Source organism: Bradyrhizobium sp. AZCC 1588 (assembly GCF_036924735.1).
Lineage (GTDB): Bacteria > Pseudomonadota > Alphaproteobacteria > Rhizobiales > Xanthobacteraceae > Bradyrhizobium.
Window position 1 is genome coordinate 1,278,060 of sequence record NZ_JAZHSC010000001.1, and the last position, 22,116, is coordinate 1,300,175.

Annotated in this window: 21 protein-coding genes; 14 read left to right on the top strand and 7 right to left on the bottom strand. The window is 63.8% G+C overall.

The annotated features are described in order from the left end of the window. Window positions 1–228: 228 nt before the first annotated feature. The 8 genes from V1277_RS06085 (at window position 229) to V1277_RS06120 (ending at window position 9,672) form a co-directional block, all read left to right on the top strand. Window positions 229–1,893 (top strand): bifunctional metallophosphatase/5'-nucleotidase, encoded by a 1,665-nt coding sequence (locus tag V1277_RS06085; protein WP_334415424.1) that lies wholly within the window; start codon window positions 229–231, stop codon window positions 1,891–1,893. Window positions 1,894–1,982: 89 nt separating this feature from the next. Beyond that, window positions 1,983–2,909, top strand: coding sequence for a histone deacetylase family protein (locus V1277_RS06090; protein WP_334415425.1), 927 nt, complete (start codon window positions 1,983–1,985; stop codon window positions 2,907–2,909). A 126-nt stretch (window positions 2,910–3,035) separates the two neighbouring features. Continuing rightward, window positions 3,036–3,287, top strand: coding sequence for an exodeoxyribonuclease VII small subunit (locus V1277_RS06095; protein WP_028346794.1), 252 nt, complete (start codon window positions 3,036–3,038; stop codon window positions 3,285–3,287). Between the two features lie 147 nt (window positions 3,288–3,434). After that, a complete protein-coding gene (locus V1277_RS06100; RefSeq protein ID WP_334415426.1) occupies window positions 3,435–4,733 on the top strand; it encodes a hypothetical protein in 1,299 nt (432 codons plus the stop codon). A gap of 330 nt (window positions 4,734–5,063) precedes the next feature. Beyond that, on the top strand, window positions 5,064–7,010 hold the full coding sequence (gene dxs, locus V1277_RS06105; RefSeq protein ID WP_334415427.1) for a 1-deoxy-D-xylulose-5-phosphate synthase: 1,947 nt from the start codon (window positions 5,064–5,066) through the stop codon (window positions 7,008–7,010). 100 nt (window positions 7,011–7,110) lie between these two features. Further along, window positions 7,111–7,674: a nucleoside 2-deoxyribosyltransferase gene (locus V1277_RS06110; RefSeq protein ID WP_334415428.1), complete on the top strand. Its 564-nt coding sequence runs from the start codon at window positions 7,111–7,113 to the stop codon at window positions 7,672–7,674. A gap of 2 nt (window positions 7,675–7,676) precedes the next feature. Then, window positions 7,677–8,432 carry a TlyA family RNA methyltransferase gene (locus V1277_RS06115; RefSeq protein ID WP_334415429.1) on the top strand — a complete coding sequence of 252 codons (756 nt, stop codon included), beginning with the start codon at window positions 7,677–7,679 and terminating at the stop codon, window positions 8,430–8,432. Further along, window positions 8,425–9,672, top strand: a complete 1,248-nt coding sequence (locus V1277_RS06120; protein ID WP_334415430.1) for a class I SAM-dependent RNA methyltransferase — start codon at window positions 8,425–8,427, stop codon at window positions 9,670–9,672. Before V1277_RS06115 ends, V1277_RS06120 begins: the two co-directional genes overlap by 8 nt. Window positions 9,673–9,875: 203 nt before the next feature. Here V1277_RS06120 and V1277_RS06125 read toward each other — a convergent pair whose 3' ends face one another. Then, window positions 9,876–10,736 carry a DUF1194 domain-containing protein gene (locus tag V1277_RS06125; RefSeq protein WP_334415431.1) on the bottom strand — a complete coding sequence of 287 codons (861 nt, stop codon included), beginning with the start codon at window positions 10,734–10,736 and terminating at the stop codon, window positions 9,876–9,878. Window positions 10,737–11,080: 344 nt separating this feature from the next. Between V1277_RS06125 and clpS the strand changes: the two genes are divergently transcribed. Then, window positions 11,081–11,386 (top strand): ATP-dependent Clp protease adapter ClpS, encoded by a 306-nt coding sequence (gene clpS / locus V1277_RS06130; RefSeq protein ID WP_057843371.1) that lies wholly within the window; start codon window positions 11,081–11,083, stop codon window positions 11,384–11,386. Window positions 11,387–11,443: 57 nt separating this feature from the next. On the opposite strand, the gene V1277_RS06135 is transcribed toward clpS, so the two are convergent. Then, entirely contained in the window at window positions 11,444–12,628 is a 1,185-nt protein-coding gene (locus tag V1277_RS06135) for an adenylate/guanylate cyclase domain-containing protein (protein ID WP_334415432.1), read from the bottom strand. A gap of 119 nt (window positions 12,629–12,747) precedes the next feature. Here V1277_RS06135 and V1277_RS06140 point away from each other — a divergent pair, with 119 nt between their 5' ends. After that, on the top strand, window positions 12,748–14,442 hold the full coding sequence (locus V1277_RS06140; protein ID WP_334415433.1) for a GMC family oxidoreductase: 1,695 nt from the start codon (window positions 12,748–12,750) through the stop codon (window positions 14,440–14,442). A 15-nt stretch (window positions 14,443–14,457) separates the two neighbouring features. On the opposite strand, the gene aroC is transcribed toward V1277_RS06140, so the two are convergent. The 3 genes from aroC to fabI form a co-directional block, all read right to left on the bottom strand. After that, entirely contained in the window at window positions 14,458–15,546 is a 1,089-nt protein-coding gene (aroC, locus tag V1277_RS06145; RefSeq protein ID WP_334373730.1) for a chorismate synthase, read from the bottom strand. A 173-nt stretch (window positions 15,547–15,719) separates the two neighbouring features. Then, a complete protein-coding gene (locus V1277_RS06150; protein ID WP_334415434.1) occupies window positions 15,720–16,319 on the bottom strand; it encodes a histidine phosphatase family protein in 600 nt (199 codons plus the stop codon). Between the two features lie 12 nt (window positions 16,320–16,331). Then, entirely contained in the window at window positions 16,332–17,162 is an 831-nt protein-coding gene (gene fabI / locus V1277_RS06155; protein WP_334415435.1) for an enoyl-ACP reductase FabI, read from the bottom strand. 199 nt (window positions 17,163–17,361) lie between these two features. On the opposite strand from fabI, the gene V1277_RS06160 reads away from it, so the two are divergent. Beyond that, window positions 17,362–17,850 carry an RNA polymerase sigma factor gene (locus V1277_RS06160; protein WP_027537716.1) on the top strand — a complete coding sequence of 163 codons (489 nt, stop codon included), beginning with the start codon at window positions 17,362–17,364 and terminating at the stop codon, window positions 17,848–17,850. Between the two features lie 50 nt (window positions 17,851–17,900). Beyond that, window positions 17,901–18,671, top strand: coding sequence for an anti-sigma factor family protein (locus V1277_RS06165; RefSeq protein ID WP_334415436.1), 771 nt, complete (start codon window positions 17,901–17,903; stop codon window positions 18,669–18,671). A gap of 387 nt (window positions 18,672–19,058) precedes the next feature. On the opposite strand, the gene V1277_RS06170 is transcribed toward V1277_RS06165, so the two are convergent. Then, entirely contained in the window at window positions 19,059–20,027 is a 969-nt protein-coding gene (locus V1277_RS06170; RefSeq protein ID WP_334415437.1) for a J domain-containing protein, read from the bottom strand. Between the two features lie 124 nt (window positions 20,028–20,151). Beyond that, window positions 20,152–20,556 carry an RT0821/Lpp0805 family surface protein gene (locus V1277_RS06175; RefSeq protein WP_334415438.1) on the bottom strand — a complete coding sequence of 135 codons (405 nt, stop codon included), beginning with the start codon at window positions 20,554–20,556 and terminating at the stop codon, window positions 20,152–20,154. 122 nt (window positions 20,557–20,678) lie between these two features. Here V1277_RS06175 and pdxH point away from each other — a divergent pair, with 122 nt between their 5' ends. Both pdxH and V1277_RS06185 read left to right on the top strand, forming a co-directional pair. Continuing rightward, window positions 20,679–21,320 carry a pyridoxamine 5'-phosphate oxidase gene (gene pdxH, locus V1277_RS06180; RefSeq protein WP_334415439.1) on the top strand — a complete coding sequence of 214 codons (642 nt, stop codon included), beginning with the start codon at window positions 20,679–20,681 and terminating at the stop codon, window positions 21,318–21,320. Window positions 21,321–21,361: 41 nt separating this feature from the next. Next, entirely contained in the window at window positions 21,362–22,114 is a 753-nt protein-coding gene (locus V1277_RS06185; RefSeq protein ID WP_334373723.1) for an SDR family NAD(P)-dependent oxidoreductase, read from the top strand. Window positions 22,115–22,116 lie beyond the last annotated feature (2 nt).

Sequence of the window (22,116 nt, forward strand, 5' to 3'; positions counted from 1 at the left end):
GCGTTATCCTCGTCGTCACGAAAAATCGCCTGGGACAGTTGGGCCTTCTGCCGGATCATGTAGGATGTCACCGAATAATTGGCCAGCGGCAGCATCGCCGCCCGAAATCCCGACACCGTCATTGCGAGCGCAGCGAAGCAATCCATTCTTTCTTTATGCGGCGCCATGGATTGCTTCGCTACGCTCGCAATGACGGGAAACACCAAGCTACCCACCAATGTCAGTGTCATGAGCCCCCTCCTTCGTCCCATCCTTGCCTTGGCGATCATGATGGCGCTTGCCGCATCATCGCTCGCCCAGACACCCGCCCCCGTCGACCTGCGCATCCTCGCGATCAACGATTTTCACGGCTACCTTCGTCCGCCGTCGGGCGGAATCACGATCACCGATCCCGAAGACAGGGCGAAGAAGCTCACCGTCGAAGCCGGCGGCGCCGAACACATGGCGACGCTGGTGAGCCAGCTTCGCGGCGGGCACAAGAACTCGATCTTCGTCGCGGCCGGCGACTTGATCGGCGCCAGCCCATTCCTGTCCGCGATGTTCCATGACGAGCCGACGATCGAAGCGCTGTCGATGATGGGGCTGGCGCTTTCCTCGGTCGGCAATCATGAGTTCGACGAGGGCAAGGACGAACTCTTGCGCATGCAGAACGGCGGCTGCCATCCGGTCGACAAATGCCAGGGGCCGCACCCGTTTACTGGCGCGAAATTCCGCTATCTCGCCGCCAGCACGATCGAGAAAAGCAGCGGCAAGACGGTGTTTCCTCCTTACGAAATCCGCGCGTTCGACGGCATCCCGGTGGCCTTCATCGGCCTGACCTTGAAGGGCACCCCTAGCCTCGTTGCACCTGTCGGCGTTGCCGATCTCGAATTCCGCGACGAGGCTGATACGGTGAACGCGCTGATCCCGGAACTGAAGGCGCGCGGCGCCGAGGCGATCGTCGTCCTGATCCATGAAGGCGGATTGCCGACCGGCGATTACAACGACTGCCCTGGCGTTTCGGGGCCGATCGTCGATATCGTCAAAAAATTCGACAAGGCGGTGGATGTCGTGGTCTCCGGCCATACTCATCGCGCCTATGTCTGCGAGATCGATGGACGGCTCGTTACCTCCGGCGACAAATACGGCACGCTCGTCACCGCGATCGATCTCAAGCTCGACCCCGTTACGCGCGACGTCATCAGCGCCAAGGCCGACAACACCATCGTCCGCACCGCAACGCTGGCGAAGGATGCGCAACAGACCGCGCTGATCGAATCCTATGACCGGCTGGCCGCGCCGATCGCCAACCGTCCCGCGGGCTCGGTGACGGCGACGCTATCGCGCGTGCCGAATGCTGCCGGCGAAAGCCCGCTCGGCGACATCATCGCCGATGCGCAACTCGCCGCGACCAGCACGGAAGCAAAAGGCGGCGCGGTCATCGCGTTCACCAATCCCGGCGGCGTGCGCGCCGACGTAACGCGCAAGGAAGATGGCGCGGTGACCTATGGCGACGTGTTCGCTAGCCAGCCGTTCCGCAATCAACTGGTGACGCTGACGCTCACGGGCAGGCAGATCAAGGACATGCTGGAGCAGCAATGGCGCGATCCGAAGCGCCCGCGGATCCTGCAGGTGTCGAAGGGATTTACCTATGCGTGGGACGCGACCAGGCCTGACGGCGAGCGCGTGCTGCCGGAGCGGATGTTGCTGAACGGGCAACCGGTCGATCCGGCCGCGAGCTATCGTGTCACCGTCAATAATTTCCTTTTCGTCGGCGGCGACGGTTTCACCGTGCTCACGCAAGGAACCGCGCCGCAGGTCGGCATCTACGACGTCGACGCGCTGCACGGCTATTTTGCGGCGAACAGCCCGGTCAGCCCGACCGCCGCCGATCGCATCACCAGGATCAACTGAGCCGAAAGGCCGGAGGCCTTTCCGAGCGGCCCTTAAGAGCCTAGATTAGCCGCTCCTTACCGGCGCGCGCCCTAACGCCAGGATTTTGCATGACGCTGCTTCTGACCCATACCGCCTGTCTCGACCATGTCACGCCTCCGGGGCATCCCGAGCGCCCCGACCGGCTGCGCGCGGTTGCCGAGGTGCTGGGGGAAGAGCGCTTCAAGCCGCTCTCGCGCGGCGATGCGCCGGAAGGCAATCTTGATTCCGTCACGCTGTGCCATGGCGAACATTACATCGGCGAACTCCGCCACATCGCCCCTCAGAGCGGGATGATCTACATCGACGGCGACACCTCGATGTCGCCGGGCACCTGGGAAGCGGTGATGCGCGGCGTCGGCGGCGCGGTGGCTGCGACGGATGCGGTGATGTCCGGAACCCACCAGAACGCCTTCGTGGCGGTGCGCCCGCCCGGTCACCATGCCGAGGTCTCGAAGCCGATGGGCTTCTGCTTCTTCGACAATGCCGCCATCGCCGCACGTCACGCCCAGCGCAAATACGGCATTGGCCACGCCGCGATCGTCGATTTCGACGTCCATCACGGCAATGGCACGCAGGACATCTTCTGGCACGATCCGACCGTGATGTATTGCTCGACGCACCAGATGCCGCTGTTTCCGGGCACCGGCGCCAGCGGCGAGCGCGGCGAGCATGACACCATCGTCAATGCGCCGCTGGCTTCCGAAGACGGCAGCGCAAAATTCCGCGCCGCGTTCGAAAACCTGATCCTGCCGCAATTGCAGAAGTTCTCGCCGGAACTGATCATCATCTCCGCCGGCTTCGACGCGCACTACCGCGATCCGCTGGCCTCGCTCAACCTGAAGGCGGACGATTTCGGCTGGGTCACCCGCAAGCTGATGGATGTGGCGGACCAAAGCGCCGGCGGACGGGTTGTCTCGGTGCTGGAGGGCGGCTACGACCTGCAGGGGCTGAAAGAGTCGGTGGCGGCGCATGTCACGGCGCTGATGGGCGCGTAAATCTCCGCCACAATAGATCCGCAAAGCCCTTTGTTTTGACGCGTTTTCTTCGCGCGTAGCCGGTACCCACTTCGCTTGAAACGCTATAGATTCCGCGCCTGAACGGGGCGCATTCGGGAACTCGATATGGCCGAAAATAACCAGATGGACGTCAAAAAACTCTCCTTCGAGCGGGCGATCGAGGAGCTTGAATCGATCGTGAAACGGCTCGAGGACGGCAAGGTGCCGCTGGAGGAATCGGTCGCGATCTACGAACGTGGCGAGGCGCTCAAGCGCCGCTGCGAAGAATTGCTGCGGCAGGCGGAGGCCCGCGTCGACAAAATCACGACCGATGCGAACGGCCAGGTCACGGGGACCGAGCCGCTCGACGTACAGTAAACTTGGCGTCTGGTCTCTCGGGCTTCGCGCAACAATCGGGAATATCGGGCGAATTCCGCCCTCCCGGCCGTGGGAGGCGGACCAGCCGAATTAGTTCTTTGCCCCCCGCACAGCCTGATATAGTCCGCCGACATTTGGGGACAGTACGTGCGCGTCGAGCACCGCCATATCATCTATATTCAGGGTTACGATCCGCGCGGGCTGGCGCAATATTACCGCATGTTCCGAACCGAGCTGCGCAAGTTCGGCCGGCTTTATCAGCTCCAGGCCACCATCAGCCGGCCAAAGGTGGCATCCGACGACGAAATCGCGTCCTGGACCATCGATACCAAGGCCGAGGACTGGCAGACACGCACGTCCTACGACTTCCTCCGGTTCGAGGACTTCATCCAGCAAGACCTGGCGTCGCCGATCTGGCGCACGGTGTTCAGCGCGGTCTGGATCTACTGGCGCCTGGTCTTCGCCGGCACCATCGCCCGCTTCGGCAAGGCGAACTGGCGGTTCGCGACCTTCATCACCTATCCGCACCTGGTGCTGTTGCTGCAAGCCGCTTGTGCTGCGGCCGTCTCCTTCGTGTTCGAGAAAGGCCTGAACGCCATCGGCATTCCCGACGCATTCAGCATCGCTGCCGCCACCGCCATCTTCATTGCCCTGCTCGGCACGATGCTGAAATACACCGAGAATGCCACCTACGTGCTTTATCTCCTGTGCGACACGATCTGGACCTGGGAGTTCTCGCACCGCGAGCGCCCGGAATGGGACCAGCGCATCGACCGGTTTGCGCAGCATCTGGTCAATGTCGCCAAGAGCACCGACGCCGACGAGATCGTCATCGTCGGCCATAGTTCAGGATCGTTCCTGTCGACGGAAATGCTGGCGCGCGCGCTGAAGCTCGATCCCGCGCTCGGCCGTCACGGGCCGCGGATCGTGCTGCTGACGATCGGCGGCAATTTCCCGATCGTCGGCTATCACGCCGTATCGAAAGAATTTCGCGAGCATCTGCGGATGCTGGCGGTCGAGCCGTCGGTCGACTGGATCGACTGTCAGGCCCGCAAGGACGTGATGAATTTCTACCAGTTCGATCCGATTGCCAGTCACGGCATCGACGTCGGGACCGCCCGGCGCAACCCGAAGATCGTGCCGGTTCGCTTCCGTGACATCATCCGGCCCGAGCACTACGAGAAATTCCGCTGGCAGTTCTTCCGCGTGCATTTCCAGTTCGTGATGGCCAACGAACTGCCCAACGCCTACGACTTCTTCATGATCGTCTGCGGGCCGGTCCCGCTCAGCGCGCGCATGGCCGTCCCCGACGCTGCGCTTGATGTCGCCACCGGCGATTCCGGAGCGCGAGATCGGGCCTGGAAGAGGATCGAAGCGGCCACGACCGAGCCCGAAAATTCCTCCGATCTGGGCAAAATGGAACCTTCCGCTCGCCGCCGCGGTTGAACAATCTCGACTTTTCGGCGACTCACCCAGGAACCATCCTGGCTCACCGGGTTGGCTTTGGCGGTAGCTTTGGTGTAAAGCTTGCCGTTCTATGGGCTAAAAAGAGAGGGCCTGTCACGGATTTCCGACGGCAGTAAGCACTTCAAATAGCTAGAGAAACTGGCCGGGAAGGGTTAAAGGCGACCAACGTGATGCATGTCACAGGGCTAAAACCGGAGTGCATCTAGGCTTTCAAATCAGGTACCGGCCTGCCGAGGTGGCACCCGGCGTCTGGATTTTCACGGCGCGGTTAACGCGCTTCCCGTCTCGCGTCAGGCCCTTCGTCCTGACATGCAAAATTGGAATATCGCTGTGACCACATATAGTAAAACGCCGCTTCTCGATACCATCCGCACGCCCGAGGATCTTCGCAAGCTCAAGATCGAGCAGGTGCGGCAGGTCGCGGACGAGCTCCGCCAGGAAACCATCGACGCCGTTTCGGTGACCGGCGGCCACTTCGGCGCCGGCCTCGGCGTCGTCGAACTGACCACCGCGATCCACTACACCTTCGATACACCGCGCGACCGCCTGATCTGGGACGTTGGCCACCAGGCCTACCCGCACAAGATCCTGACCGGCCGCCGCGACCGCATCCGCACGCTGCGCACCGGCGGCGGCCTCTCCGGCTTCACCAAGCGCACCGAGAGCGACTACGACCCGTTCGGCGCCGCGCACTCCTCGACCTCGATCTCCGCCGGCCTCGGCATGGCCGTGGCGCGCGACCTCGCCGGCGGCAAGAACAACGTCATTGCCGTGATCGGCGACGGCGCGATGTCGGCCGGCATGGCCTATGAGGCCATGAACAATGCGGGCGCAATGAATTCGCGCCTGATCGTCATCCTCAACGACAACGACATGTCGATTGCGCCGCCGGTCGGCGCGATGAGCGCGTACCTGTCGCGGCTCTATTCCGGCAAGACCTACCGCTCGCTGCGCGAGGCGGCCAAGCAGATCAACAAGCGTCTGCCCAAGATCCTCGCCAACCGCGCCAACCGCGTCGAGGAATATTCCCGCGGCTTCATGATGGACGGCGGCACGCTGTTCGAGGAGCTCGGCTTCTATTACGTCGGCCCGATCGACGGCCACAACCTCGACCATCTGCTGCCTGTTTTGAAGAACGTCCGCGACATGGAAACCGGCCCGATCCTGGTCCACGTCGTGACGCAAAAGGGCAAGGGCTACGCCCCCGCAGAAGCTTCCGCCGACAAGTATCACGCCGTGGTCAAGTTCGACGTCGCCACCGGCGCGCAGGCCAAGGCCAAGCCGAATGCGCCGGCCTACCAGAACGTGTTTGGCCAGAGCCTGGTCAAGGAAGCCGAGAAGGACGACAAGATCGTCGCCATCACCGCCGCGATGCCGTCGGGTACCGGCGTCGACATCTTCAACAAGTCATTTCCGGAGCGCACCTTCGACGTCGGTATTGCCGAGCAGCATGCGGTGACGTTTGCGGCGGGGCTTGCCACCGAAGGCTACAAGCCGTTCTGCGCGATCTACTCGACCTTCCTGCAGCGCGGCTATGACCAGGTGGTCCATGACGTTGCGATCCAAAGCCTGCCGGTCCGCTTCGCGATCGACCGCGCCGGCCTGGTCGGCGCCGACGGCGCCACCCATGCCGGTTCGTTCGACAATGCCTATCTCGGCTGCCTGCCGAACTTCGTCATCATGGCGGCGTCCGACGAAGCCGAACTGGTGCACATGGTCGCGACGCAAGTCGCGATCAACGACCGGCCGAGCGCGGTGCGTTATCCGCGCGGCGAAGGCCGCGGCGTCGAAATGCCGGAAGTCGGTATTCCGCTCGAAATCGGCAAGGGCCGCATCGTCCGCCAGGGCAGCAAGGTCGCCCTGCTCTCGTTCGGTACGCGAATGGCCGAATGCGAAAAGGCCGCCGACGAACTCGCCGCCCACGGCCTGTCCACCACCATCGCCGACGCGCGCTTCATGAAGCCGCTCGACGTCGATCTGGTGCTGAAGTTGGCGCGCGACCACGAGGTGCTGCTCACCATCGAGGAAGGCTCGATCGGCGGCTTCGGCTCGCATGTCATGCAGACGCTGGCTGAACACGGCATGCTCGACGGCGGTTTAAGGATGCGTGCGATGATCCTGCCCGACGAGTTCATCGACCACGATTCGCCGAACGCGATGTATGCCCATGCCGGCCTCGACGCCAAAGGCATCGTCGCCAAGGTGTTCGACGCGCTCGGCAAGGACTACAAGACGGAAACCGTCAAGCTCGCCTGAGGCACAGCGCCCCTTCGGTTCTGACCCGATCAGAACCGAAGGCTTGACTGTCTTGAAGGCTTAACTGTCTTGAAGCCTTGGCTCTTTCGCCGGTAGCCCCATGAAGATCTATCTGGCAGGTCCCGATGTGTTCCTGCCGGACGCCATCGAGATCGGGCGCCGCAAGGTCGCGATCTGCGCCCAGTATGGGCTGACCGGCCTCTATCCACTCGATAACGCGGTTAACCTTGCCGCCGCCGACGCGTCGCTTTCGATCTTCAAGGGCAATGAAGCAATGATGGATGCGGCGGACGCGATCATTGCCAATCTTACGCCGTTTCGCGGCCCCAGTGCCGACGCCGGCACGGTCTATGAACTCGGCTACATGGCCGGTCGCGGCAAGCTCTGCCTGGCCTATAGCAACGACCCCGCAATCTATGTTGAGCGCGTAAAGCGGAACTACGATGTGACCAAATCCGCCACCGGCCAACTGATCGACGGCGACGGGCTGACGGTGGAAGATTTCGGCCTGCCCGACAATCTCATGATGATCCACACGCTCGATCTGCATGGTGCTAGACTGGTGACGCCGCGGCAGCGGCCGCAAGATATCTGGCACGATCTCACCTCGTTCGAGGCCTGCGTCGCTCTGGCGGCGGATCGCGCCACCGGCAAATCGGACTAAACTTGGCTGACAAAAGCGACAGCGAAACCTCTCCCCGCAAGCGCGTGGACGTGCTGCTGGTCGAGCGCGGCCTGTTCGAAAGCCGCGCCCGCGCACGCGCCGCGATCGACGCTGGTGGCGTGACGGCCGACGGCAGGCCCGTGCTGAAGGCATCGGAGATGATCACCGCCAATGCCGAATTGTCCGCCCAGCCCGCGCACCCTTACGTTTCGCGCGGCGGCGTCAAGCTTGCCGGCGCGCTGGAGCAGTATCCGATCGAGATCGAGGACCATGTCTGCCTCGACGTCGGCGCCTCCACCGGCGGCTTCACCGAGGTGCTGCTGGCGAACGGCGCGAGCCTCGTCTTCGCCATCGATGTCGGCCACGGCCAGTTGCATCCCTCGCTGCAGAGCCATCCCAGAGTCGTGTCGATGGAAGAAACCGACATTCGCCAGTTCGAGGGCAAGCGCCTGCCCGCCCGGCCGGATGTCGTCGTTATCGACGTCAGCTTCATTTCCTTGAAGGCGGTGCTGCCGGTGGCGCTGTCGCTGGCCGCAGCCCCGATGCATCTGCTCGCGCTGATCAAGCCGCAGTTCGAGGCGGAACGAAAGCACTCCAAGCACGGCATCATCCGCAACGCGATGGTGCATCAGGCGATCTGCGACGACATCTCGGCGTTCGCCGCCTCGCTCGGCTGCACCGACATCCAGGTGTTTCCGTCGTCGATCAAAGGCGGCGACGGCAATATCGAGTTCTTCATGGGCGCGCGCCGTGGCTGAGAGCGAACGCCTCGTCATCGACCATGTCGGCCATCACGGCGACGGCGTCGCCATATCAGGCGGCGGCAACATCTATGTGCCGTACGCGCTCGGCGGCGAAACAATAGAGGCCGGTCCGGTTCCCGGCCACCATCCCGACCGCCGGCGATTGCTCAAGGTCGAGACAGCGAGCGTCGAGCGCGTCGCACCGTTCTGCCCGCATTTCGGCGTCTGCGGCGGCTGCGCGATCCAGCACTGGGAAGCCGAGCCCTATCGCGCCTGGAAGCGCGAGTTGGTGGTGACGACGCTCTCGCAGGCGGGAATCGATTGCGACGTCGCAGCTCTCGTCGATGCCCATGGCGCGGGCCGCCGGCGCATCACCCTGCACGGCCGAATCGGAACGCATGGCGTGCTCAAGGTCGGCTATGCCGCGGCCGGTTCGCACGACATCATTCCGATCGACCGCTGCCCGATCCTCGATCCGCAATTGAGTGGCGCGATCGAGGCCGCCTGGGCCATCGCCGAGCCGTTGATCGCGATGGGCAAGCCGCTCGACATCCAGATCACCGCGACCAATAGCGGCCTCGACCTCGATGTGCGCGGCTCCGGGCCGATATCTTCTGCCATGATCGCGCGGCTGTCGCGCATCGCCGAACAACACCGGCTGGCGCGGCTGACGCGCCATGGTGAACTGGTGCTGATGCGAACGCCGCCCGTAATCTCGATTGGCGCGGCGCAGGTCACGCTACCGCCCGGCTCGTTCCTGCAGGCCACAGTGGCGGGCGAGGAGGCGCTGGCGGCGCTCGTCTCCGAACATTGCAAACGCAGCAAACATATCGCCGATCTGTTCTGCGGCGTCGGCCCCTTCGCACTGCGGCTTGCGGCGAAGTCGCGTGTAACCGCTTTCGACAGCGACGCCGGCGCGGTAGCAGCCTTGCAGAAGGCCGCGACCTCCACCTCAGGGCTGAAGCCGGTCAAGGCCGAGGCACGCGACCTGTTCCGACGCCCGCTGATGCCGCAGGAGTTGCGCGACTACGACACGGTGGTGTTTGACCCTCCGCGGCAGGGCGCGCAAGCGCAGGTGACGCAGCTTGCGGCGAGCAAGGTGCCGACGGTGGTTGCGGTCTCGTGCAATGTCACGACGTTCGCGCGCGATGCGAAGATCTTGATCGACGGCGGCTATAAAATCGAAGGCGTCACACCGGTCGACCAGTTTCGCCACACGCCGCATGTGGAATTGGTGGCGCGGTTCAGGCGATAGGCGCTTCTTGCTTACCCTCCCCTGGAGGGGGAGGGTCGGCTCGCATTGAGCGTAGCGAAATGCGAGACGGGGTGGGGTGATCTCTCCACTCGGGCACTGCTGGATGTGGAGAGACCGTCACCCCACCCCGCCGCTCATTTCATGAGCGTCGACCCACGAGCGAGCTTCGCTCGTCTCGGACCCCTCTAGGGGAGGGTGAACAGCTACCTCCCCCACCTGTCCTGCCAGATCTTCTCGCCTATCATGCAATTGACGCGCGGCTCCCTGCCCGCTGCAGGTACCACCGGGCGTTCGGGCGTGCGGCCGGCGATCTCGAGCAGCAGCTTGGTGCGGATCGCTTCCTTGAACTTGTCGCGATCCTTGATGGTCACCACGAACGAGCCCGGGCCGCCGATGACGCAGTCCTCGTAATAGAAATCGAGATTGTCGATATCCATGGTGGAATAAGACGGCTCCTTCACCATGATTGGCAGGCCGTTGATGACGATGCCCTTTTCCAACGCGGCATCGCGCGCGATGAGGACCGGCGCGCCGTTGTTGTTCGGGCCATCGCCCGAGATATCGATCACCCGCCGCAAACCGCGGTGCGGGCTCTCGTCGAACAGCGGCATGGCGAAGTTGATCGCACCCGAAATCGAAGTGCGCGATGCGCGGCGGATCGGGGTCTTGACGATCTCGTTGGCGACGGCATCGGCCGTCTCGGGTCCGTCGATCACACGCCAGGGGATGATGATCTTCTGGTCGGTCGATGCCGCCCACTCGAAATAGGTGATCGCGATCCTGCCGTTCGGCCCGCTCTTGAGCGCCTGCAAAAACTCCTTGGAGACGATCGCCTGCGCGTAGCCTTCCCGCTGCAGCGCCAGTTCATCCATGTCCATCGAATAGGAGACGTCGACGGCAAGGACGAGTTCCAGGTCGACGGTCGGATTGGCGTCCTTGTCGGCCAGTTGGCGGGCAGCGGCGTTCGCCTGGTTCGTTGGGTTCGGCGCGGCAACACCTGCCACGTCGCCGCCAGCGAGCATGCCGGCTACAAACACGACCCCGATCGAGACATACCAGCGCATTTGCGGCCCTCCCGTCGAACGTCAGTGATGGTGACATGCAAAATGGCTGACGCAAAGCACTGAAATCATTTGTCCTTCACATTCGGGTTAGGATCAGGCTTCGTCCACAGCAGCCTGCTCGGCAGGTTCCACGCTGCGATTGCCGTGTCCGAGCCTGGCGCGATGGTCGCCCTGATCGAGTTGAAACCCTCGGCACCCCCCGGTTTCAGGACCGGCCCGGAGCCTGTAAACTGATCGAGACGGCCGTCAGCCGCGGCGGTCAGACCATGGCGCAGCGCCTGGCAGACTGCCGCGCCAACTGAACGCGGCGGGCTCGTCGAATTTCCTTCGCTTCGGGACTACAAATGGCAGATACCGTCGTCACGCCAAAAACCAAGGTCAAAACCAAGGTCGAACGGCCGCGCCTGCACAAGGTCATCCTGATCAATGACGACTTCACGCCGCGCGAATTCGTCGTCACGGTATTGAAGGCCGAATTCCGCATGACCGAGGATCAAGCCCACAAGGTCATGATCACCGCGCACCGCCGCGGCGTCTGCGTCGTCGCCGTGTTCACCAAGGACGTTGCCGAGACCAAGGCCACCCGCGCCACCGACGCCGGCCGCGCCAAGGGCTATCCGCTGCTGTTCACGACCGAGCCGGAGGAATAGCGCGCCCGGCCCCGTACCCCGGATGGAGCGCAGCGAAATCCGGGGGTACGGGATTCCTCAGGCCGCCGAGGTCTCGTCGGCCAGTCCATAGACGCGCGCCGCCTTTGCGAAGCCGGCAACCGGAAACTCGCCGAGATCGCTCCACCCTCCCCGGCAGATGCCGGCAAATCCCTCCGACGCCACGATGGTGCGCCTGGTTTGGCTGGCGATCTTTTCCAGCCGCGCCGCGAGATTCACTGCGGGGCCGATGCAGGTGAAGTCGAGCCGGTTGCCGCCGCCGATATTGCCGTAGAGAATTCGCCCGACATGCAGGGCGACACCGAAGCGAAAGCGTTCGACGGCGTCGCCGATCGGATACTGCAAGTCGGCGACGCTGGCGCGAGATTCGTGCGCGGCTTCGAGCACGTGGCCGCAAACCTGCTGCTCGTCGCCGACATATTCGTCGATCGGAAACACCGCGAGCAGGCCGTCGCCCATATATTTCAGCACATCGCCGCCGTGCTTCTTGATCGCCGCGACCTGGCAATCGAAATACTGGTTCAGAATGTCCACAACGGCCTCGGCCGGCAGCCGGTCCGACAACGCCGTGAAGCCACGCAGATCGGACAGCCAGATCGCGGCATTCATCGTCTCGGTGTGGCCGCGGCGAATTTGCCCGCCCATGATCCGCTCGCCGGCGCGGTTGCCGACATAGGTATCGAGCAGGCTGGCAGCCATGCGGTTCAGACTGATGATCTCGACGACGCGCGCCAGCGGCCGCACGATTGCCCGTAGCGCCGCCAATTGTTCGTCCGTGAACCCACCCGGCTGCTTCGTGGTCCAGCTCGACGCATTGACCGTGCTGTCGACGAAAGGAAGCGGCAGCGCAACGTAATCGGTGACGCCTTCGGCACGCAGGTCCTCGATGATCGGAAAGCGCTTGCTGGCGGGATCGTCGATGCGAGCCCGAACCTCGCTGCCCTGCTGGAACACGATGATCAGCGGGCTCGAATGAAAATCCGGCGATTCCAGAATTTTGTATTCGACCGTGCCGATTTCGACCTCGGCGCCCGGCCTCCAGATGAAACTACGGCCGTAGATATCGGGATGCAGCGTTCGAACGAACACGCCGACACGCCAGAGCGGCAGCCCTGCCGCCACCATCCGCTCGCAGGTCTCCGCCATGAAACTCTTCGGGCTGGCCCTGGATCTGCCGCCGTCGATCAGCCAGTCGGTCAGCTTCTGCAGTTCGGAGGCATTCATCACACCGGTATTTGCCGCGCAACTCCGTGAAAGGTCAAGCGCGCTTCCATGACAGCCGGCGTGACCCGACGACGGAGCTGCGCTAGCTTTACGGCGCAATAATAAGGGGAAACGTCAAAGTGTACGATTTGATCATCGTCGGCGGCGGATCAGCGGGCTCGGTCATGGCCCACAGGCTCTCCGCCAGGAGCGCCAACAAGGTCCTGCTCTGCGAAGCCGGCCAGGACACGCCGCCCGGCAATGAGCCGCCCGAAATTCGCGACAGCTATTCGGGGCTGGCGTATTTCGATCCGCGCTTCCACTGGACCGAACTCAAGGTCACCACCCAGGTCGTCAGTCACAACAACCCGGATGAGAGCCGCCCGCCATTGCGCAAGTATGAGCAGGCGCGCGTGTTAGGTGGCGGGTCCTCCATCAACGGCCAGATGGCCAACCGCGGCGCGCCGACCGATTACGAGGAGTGGGAGGCCCGCGGCGCCGCGGGCTGGAACTGGAAGGACGTGCTGCCCTATTTCAAGAAGGTGGAGCGCGACCTCGATTTCGACGGACCGTTCCACGGCAAGGACGGTCGTATCCCCGTCCGCCGCATTCCGCACCAGCATTGGACGCGGCACTCGCAAGCGGTGGGCGAGGCCTGCAAGCTCGCCGGCTTTGCGTTCCTGCCCGACCAGAACGGCGAGTTCGTCGAAGGCTACTTCCCGGTGACACACTCCAATCAGGACGAGCAACGCGTCTCGGCCGCGATGGGCTATCTCGATCGCGAAACACGCAAGCGCGCCAACCTGACCATATCGACCAACACGCAAGTCAAGGAGCTGCTGTTCGAGGGCACGCAATGCGTCGGCGTGAAGGCGCTGGTCGATGGCCGGGAACAGGAGTTCCGCGGTCGCGAGGTCATCCTCTCGTGCGGTGCGATTCATTCGCCGGCGCATCTCTTGCGCGCCGGCATCGGACCGGTCGGGCATCTGAAGGAGATGGGCATTCCGGTCTTGATGGGCCTCGCGGGCGTCGGCCAGGGTCTGATGGATCATCCCTCGATCGCGTTGTCGTCCTATGTCCGCCCTGGCGCGCGCATGAACGAGCACACCCGACGGCACATCCAGATGGGGCTGCGCTACTCCTCCGGGCTTCCGGGCGTACCTGCCGGCGACATGTTCGTCGCCGTCCTCAGCAAGTCGGCCTGGCATTCGGTCGGCGAGCAGATCGCCTCGCTGCTCACCTTCGTCAACAAGACCTACTCGGAGACCGGGCAGGTCAAACTCGCCTCGCGCGACCCGCTGATAGAACCGATTGTCGAGTTCAACCTGTTGTCCGACAGGCGCGATCTCGATCGCCTGATGAGCGGCTTTCGCAAGATGGCGGCGCTGCAGATGAGCGCGCCGCTCAAGGCGGTCACCGACAAGCCGTTCCCGGCCTCGTATTCCGACCGCGTGCGCAAGATCGGCGTGGTCAACACCAGGAACAAGGTCCTCACCGCCATTGCCGCGACGTTGATGGACGGGCCGGCGGCGCTGCGCCACTACATGATCGACAACTTCATCGTCGAAGGTTTCACGTTCGAGCAGGTCATGAGCGACGACGAGGCGCTCGAAGCGTTCGTGCGCAAAGCGGCGATCGGCGTGTGGCATGCCTCCTGCTCGTGCCGGATGGGCAGAACGGACGATCCGATGGCGGTCGTAGATAACCAAGGCCGCGTCAAGGGCGTGCAGGGTTTGCGGGTGGTCGACGCTTCGATCTTTCCGGTGGTGCCGTGCGCCAACACCAATTTCCCGGTGCTGATGGCGGCGGAAAAGATCGCGGACGCCATGCAGTGAGGGAGGCCGGGATTCCTACCCGCCCACCTGCCCGCGATGGCGCAGGAAATGGTCCGCCAGCACGCAGGCCATCATCGCCTCGCCGACCGGCACCGCGCGGATACCGACGCAGGGGTCGTGACGGCCTTTTGTCATGATGTCGGTGTCGGCGCCGGCGCGATCCACCGTCTTGCGCGGGGACAGGATCGACGAGGTCGGCTTCACCGCAAAGCGCACCACCACTGGCTGGCCGGTCGAGATGCCGCCGAGCACGCCGCCGGCATGGTTGGACAGGAAGCGCGTGCCGTTATTGCCGGTGCGCATCTCATCGGCGTTTTCCTCGCCCGACAATTCGGCAGCAGCAAAGCCCGCGCCGATCTCGACGCCTTTCACCGCATTGATGCTCATCATGGCGGCCGCCAGGTCGGCATCCAGCTTGGCATAGATCGGCGCGCCCCATCCGGCCGGCACGCCTTCGGCGACCACCTCAATCACAGCGCCGATCGAGGAGCCGCTCTTGCGGATGCCGTCCAGATACTGCTCGAAGAACGCGGCCTTGTCCTTGTCGGGGCAGAAGAACGGATTGCGCGCGATCTCGTCCCAGTCCCATTTGTCGCGATCGATCCTGTGCGGCCCCATCTGCACCAGCGCGCCGCGGACCTTCACGTCAGGCAGGATTTTGCGCGCGATGGCGCCGGCCGCGACGCGCGTCGCGGTCTCGCGCGCCGACGAGCGGCCGCCGCCGCGATAATCGCGCAGGCCGTATTTGGCCTCATAGGTGAAGTCGGCGTGGCCGGGCCGAAACTTGTCCTTGATCTCGGAATAGTCCTTGGAGCGCTGGTCGGTGTTCTCGATCAACAGCGCGATCGGCGTTCCCGTCGTCACCTGCACGCCGGTTTCCGGATGCGCCATCACGCCGGACAGGATCTTGACCGCATCCGGCTCCTGGCGCTGGGTGGTGAAGCGCGACTGGCCCGGACGGCGGCGGTCGAGATCGTGCTGGATGTCCTCCGATGTCAGCGGGATCAGCGGCGGACAGCCGTCGACCACACAGCCGATCGCGACCCCATGGCTTTCGCCGAAGGTCGTGACCCGGAACAGATGGCCGAAGGTGTTGTGGGACATGACGTCGTATTTGCTCGCCAAAGTAAGTCAGTTCTGACTTGTGTCGTAACGCGCGGCGGTCAAACCGGCAACCGTCATTCCGGGGCGGTCCGCAGGACCGAACCCGGAATCTCGAGATTCCGGGTTCGATGCTTCGCATCGCCCCGGAATGACGGCGCTAAAGGCTCCAGCCCTTAACTATACTTCCGCAGATCCCCGTCGCGGAACACGTAGACCGCGCCCTGCTCGATCACGAGGTCGGCGGCGGTGGCCGGCGTCTCGATACCGAGCGCCACCATCAGCGCCCGCGCGGTGCCGCCATGGGCCACGGCGACGGTGTCCGCGCGTACGGAATCGTACCAGTCGCGCATCCGGTGCTGCACCTCGGCATAGGTCTCGCCGCCTTCCGGCGCCATCGTCCACTTTGCTGTCAGCCGCTTGGCGTAGAGCACGGGGTCGGCGGCCTGCATCTCGGCCAGCGTCGAGCCCTCCCAGACGCCATAGCCGATCTCACGCAGACGATCGTCGAGCGCATAACTCTCCGGCGGCAGTTTCATGGCGCCGCGCACCAATTCCATCGTCGCCCGCGCGCGTGAAAGCGGACTTGCAACGAACGGCAGCGAGGACGTGTCGCGGCCGTCGCGCGCGAGGAGCTCGGCGAGGACATTGCCGGCGTGGGCCGCCTGCTTGCGGCCGAGATCGTTCAGTGGAATGTCCTGCGCGCCCTGCAGCCTGCCTTCCGCGTTCCACGACGTCTCGCCATGGCGGATGTAGTAGATCACGGGCGCAGGCATCGAATTTTACGGCTATTCCTTGGCTACCGAATTGGAGAGCGAGATGTCGGGCGCGTCGGGGCGCTTCATGCCGACGACGTGATAGCCGGAATCGACGTGATGAACCTCGCCGGTGACGCCGCGCGACAGGTCCGACAACAGATACAGCGCGCTGTCGCCGACTTCCTCGATGCTCACGGTGCGGCGCAGCGGCGCGTTGTATTCATTCCACTTCAGAATGTAGCGGAAATCGCCGATGCCGGACGCCGCCAGCGTCTTGATCGGCCCTGCCGAGATCGCGTTGACGCGGACGTTCTTTTCACCGAGGTCAGCGGCGAGATAGCGCACGCTGGCTTCCAGGGCTGCCTTCGCAACCCCCATGACGTTGTAATGCGGCATCCATTTCTCGGCGCCGTAATAAGTCAGCGTCAGGATCGAGCCACCGTCGGTCATCAGCTTCTCGGCGCGCTGCGTGATCGCAGTCAGCGAATAGCAGGAGATCAGCATGCTCCTGGAGAAATTATCCTGCGTCGTCTCCAGATAGCGGCCTTCGAGTTGGTCCTTGTCGGCGAACGCGATGGCGTGGACCACGAAATCGATCTTGCCCCACTTTTCGCGGAGCACATCGAACACGGCATCGATCGTCGCGGCATCGGTGACGTCGCAATGGCCCAGCAGGAGGCCGTTTAATTCCTTGGCCAGAGGTTCGACCCGTTTCTTCAGCGCATCGCCCTGCCAGGTGAGCGCGATTTCCGCGCCCGCGTCGTGGCATGCCTTGGCGATGCCCCAGGCGATCGAGCGGTTGTTGGCGACGCCGAGGATCACCCCGCGCTTGCCCTGCATCAGACCTGATTTTTGCGACATCTGCTTTCCAATCGCGCTTCCATCCAGGGCTTTCCATCCAGGCTTGGAGGTACACCAGCACTCCGGCGCGGTCGAGCCCAAATCCGCCGTTCGGCTTAACGCTGTTTCGGGTGCGGCTCAATGGCTGGAATAGACGTGTCAATTGGGTGTTATGCTAGGTAAGGCGTTCGCGCCTCATAACTCTTGCAATCTGGTGCTGATGAGCGCGTTTCGTCAAAGTGTCGAAGCCATGATTCCGGCGCTCCGCCGCTATGCACGCGCACTCGCGCGCGATGCCGACATCGCCGACGACCTGGTGCAGGATACGCTGGTGCGTGCGTTGCGTTCCGAGCGGCTGTTTCTCGGCGGCGACGTCAGGAGCTGGCTCTATACGATCCTGACCAATTTGAACAAGAACCGGCGACGGTCGCTGGCGCGGCGGCCGCAATTCATGCCGCTGCTCGACAACAACCCGGACGCCAGCGGCACCGAGGCGGAGGGCCGCGACATTGCGCGGGCGCTGGCAACGTTGGTGGAAGAACAGCGCTCGGTGCTGCTCCTGGTGATGCTGGAAGGGCTGAGCTACCGCGAGGTCGCCGACATCCAGGGCGTGCCGATCGGCACCGTAATGTCCCGGCTTGCCCGCGCACGCGCGCATGTCAAAGCTTCGCTCGAGGGCGAACGCGCGGCGCTCAGGCGGGTGAAATGAAGGCGCATGAAACGCGTTACGCAGCAGATCAGGAATAGACAGAGACGACAATGACCGATCGCAACATTCCCGTCACCGAAGACGAGCTGCATGCTTACGTCGACGACGAACTGCCGGCTGAACGCCGCGGCGACGTCGAAGCGTGGCTCGCCTCGCATCCCGACGATGCCGCGCGGGTGCAGTCGTGGCGCACGATGGCGGAAGCGCTGCATACCAGGTACGATTCGGTTGTCGACGAGGCGGTGCCGAAACGGCTCGAGATCGAACGGCTGGTGCGACAGCCGCGCAGATGGGTGTACGGCGCGGTGGCGGCGACGCTGGCGGCGTTCATCGTCGGCGGCGGCATCGGCTGGTTCGCGCGCGGCGCGGCGACTGCACCCTCGGCTTTCCAAAATTTGACGGTGCATGCGATCGAAGCGCACCGGCTTTACGTGGTGGAGGTGCGGCATCCCGTCGAGGTGCCGGGCAGCGAACGCCATCATCTGCAGCAATGGCTGACCAAGCGCTGCGGCTGGGTCGTCCGCGCGCCGGAACTGGCGGGGGCCGGATTGAAACTCGTCGGCGGACGGCTATTGCCGGGTTCCGCGGGCCCGGCATCCTTCATGATGTATGAGAGCGCCTCAGGCGAACGTTTCACGATCTACACCGCAAAATCGGATGCCGAGACGACCCAGATGCGGTACGCGGCGCAAGGCAAGGAGAGCACCTTGTTCTGGGCCGACGATGGCGTCGTCTATGCGGTGGTATCTACCGGCGCCGACCGGGGGCGGCTGACCCAGATCGCCCAGGCTGTCTACGATCAGTTGGAAAAGAAGGGCTGACCCCGTAGCGCGAAACCCGGGATCGTTGCGACCAGATCACGTGTTCCCGGATTGCGCTTCGCTTCTTCCGGGGCTACGGCGGCGAAAAGCGACGAATTGGCAACACCCGCGCCGCTTGTCCAAATTCTGACATCGAAAATCTGGAATCAAAACACCGGTGCGTCTCATTAATGCACCGGGTGATCACGCGAAAATGAGCAGCGTTCGATCCGCCGATCGGCGCAAGCGGCCTCGATCGGGGTTTGGTACCGCGCTGGTCCCCCTTTCGAGGCCGCCCCTTTTCCGGGAAACCCTTTGTTTCCAGGAAAGAAGTGCGTTTTTTGGGAAACTCCTGCTCGGAACCCCGCTATCCAATTACGCAAAATCTGCGCCGCGAACCCGGCCGAATCAGCCGAAATCGCTGCGCGGATTGTACGGGTGGCCATCGCGCCACTTCTGCATCAATGCCTCGAGCTCGCTATCGTTCCCGTCGGGCAAAATAATTCGGGTGGTCACGAGCAGGTCCCCGGTTTCCCCGGGCTTGGGCAGGCCCTTGCCCTTGAGGCGGAAGGTACGGCCGCTCGAGGTATTTTTCGGGATCGAGAGCTCGACCGCGCCACCCAGGGTGGGCACGCGGACCTTGCCGCCCAACACCGCCTCATAGAGCGTGATGGGCAGATCCAGGCGCAAATCGCTGCCATCGACCTTGAAGAAGGGATGCGGGGCGATGCTGACCGTAATCAGGAGATCACCCGGCGGGTGGCCTGGCGCGGTTTCGCCCTGCCCCTTTAGCCGGATCTGCTGACCGGCGGTGACGCCTGCGGGGATCTTGACGTTGAGCTCCTTGCCGGTCGGCAAACGGACGCGCTTTTCTCCGCCCTTGACCGACTCTTCCAGCGACACCGTCATGGCGACGTTCAGATCGAGATCGAGGCCGACTCCACCGGTGTCGAATTCAAAGGTCCGGCCGCCGCCGGCGCGTCCGCCCCTGGCTGCGCCGCCGAACATGCTGTTGAGGATGTCCTCGAAGCCCGCGCCGCCCATGCCACCGGGGCCGCCCCCGCTGCGGAAAGTGTAGGATTCGAAACCGCCTCCACCGGCGCGGCCGCGCGGGTCGCCGGAAAAGCCGCCACCAGGAAAACCTTGGAAGCGCGGCTTGCCCTCGGCATCGATCTCGCCGCGATCGAACTGTTTGCGCTTGTCCTCGTCGCCGATGATCTCGTTGGCCGCGTTGATCTCGGAAAATCGCGCCGCAGCCTTCGGATCGTTCTTGTTGTTGTCGGGGTGATGCTTCTTGGCGAGCTTGCGGTAGGCACTCTTGATCGCCGTAGCGCTGGCGCCTCGCGGCACCCCCAAGACCTCATAGGGGTCGCGCATCCGTCACGTCTCCTTCACGGAAATTCGGTTCTTGAAGCTTAGGGCAATTCGCCCGCTTTGGCTTCATCTGGGGAGCCAGTTGCATTTTTGCAACTACCACGTCGCTTGAAGTCGATTTGAGGCGTTATCCCCTCGTCCACGGCTTAATCGTATGGATTTCCCATCGACCATGGCCGGCCTTGCAGGCGGCGCCCTGCAGCCAGCTTTCCGAGCGGCCGTTGACGTAGCTCGCCAGGAAATCCCGGCAGGTGCGGCCATCTTCCGCAGAATAGGCCTGGGACAGCGGCGTCACCGAGCCGCGCGCGCCGGTCTCCGGATTTTCCCAGGGCTGGCTGGAATCCTTGTCGCCCTTGGTCAGCACGTCGGAGGCGGCGGTGCGGGCAAAGGCGAGATCGCTCTCGGTCGGCACCGGCGTCGCCGCTTGCTTGCCCAGCGCCCCCGTGACGTCGGCAGCGTGCATCCTGGCGTAGGCATCCGGCCGCGACAGGCTGCAGCCGCCCGAGCCGAGACCGATCAAAATCAACGTCATCACAGCGCCCCTCGGCCCGATCGCCGATAGGCCAACGCGTCCCCATGCCCTATATAGGGCGTGCCCGTATCGGGGCTGCAACGCGTTCTGGGACGCGAGGGTACGCAACTGGGACTCCTGACATGACGGACACGACCTCCATCAAACACCCGACACCGTTAACATCGGGTGATTTTACCGCGGCCGAGGAACCGTTTGCGCTGTTCGCCGAGTGGTTTGCGGAAGCCGTGAAGTCCGAGCCGAACGATCCCAACGCGATGGCGCTGGCGACCGTCGATGCCGACGGGTTGCCCGATGTCCGGATGGTGCTGATGAAGGGCTATGATGCGGATGGCTTCGTGTTCTACAGCCACATCGCCAGCCAGAAGGGCCGCGAACTCGCCGCAAATCCTAAGGCCGCTTTACTATTTCACTGGAAGTCGCTGCGCCGTCAGGTGCGCATCCGCGGCAGCGTGACGCCGGTGACGGACCAGGAAGCCGATGCGTATTTCGCGACGCGGCCGAAGCAGGCGCAGATCGGCGCCTGGGCCAGCAAGCAGTCGCAGCCGCTGGAGAGCCGCTTCGCCTTCGAGCAGGCAATCGCCAAGGTCGCGGCCAAATACTTCATCGGCGAAGTGCCGCGCCCATCCGGCTGGAGCGGTTGGCGCATTACGCCCCAGCGTTTCGAATTCTGGCACGACCGACCGTACCGCCTGCACGACCGCATCGAATTCCGCCGCGATGCGCCCGATGGCGCATGGTCCAAGGTAAGGCTCTATCCATGATGTCAAACGCACGCGACGACGTTCAAAGCTGAAGGACCTAAATGCCCTCTTCATCCAACGCGCCGCGGCGCACGTTGCTCCTGACCGGTGCCAGCCGCGGCATCGGCCATGCCACCGCGATCCGGTTTTCCTCGGCCGGCTGGCGCGTCATCACCTGTTCGCGGCATGCCTTCCCGGAAGTCTGCCCGTGGGGCGCCGGCCCGGAGGATCACATCGAGGTCGACCTCGGCAGCCATGACGACACCGTGCGCGCGATTTCGGAGATTCGCAGGCGGCTGGAGAACGACGAGCTGCACGCGCTGGTCAACAACGCGGCGATCTCGCCGAAGGCGCCGGACGGCGGGCGGCTCGGCACCATGGACACTGATGTCGAAACCTGGAACCACGTCTTTCACGTCAACTTCTTCGCGCCGATCATGATCGCGCGCGGACTGCTCGAGGAGTTGAAACACGCCAGGGGCGCGGTGGTGAACGTCACCTCGATCGCGGGCTCGCGCGTGCACCCGTTCGCGGGCGCGGCCTATGCGACCTCGAAGGCGGCGCTTGCCGCGCTGACGCGCGAGATGGCGTTCGATTTCGGCCGCGTCGGCGTCCGCGTCAACGCGATCGCGCCCGGCGAGATCGACACCTCGATCCTGTCGCCGGGCACCGAGAAGATCGTCGAGCAGCAGATTCCGATGCATCGCCTCGGCACGCCGGACGAGGTGGCGAAGATCATCTACGTGTTGTGCACGGAAACCAGTTCGTATGTGAACGGCGCCGAGATCCACATCAACGGCGGCCAGCACGTTTGACT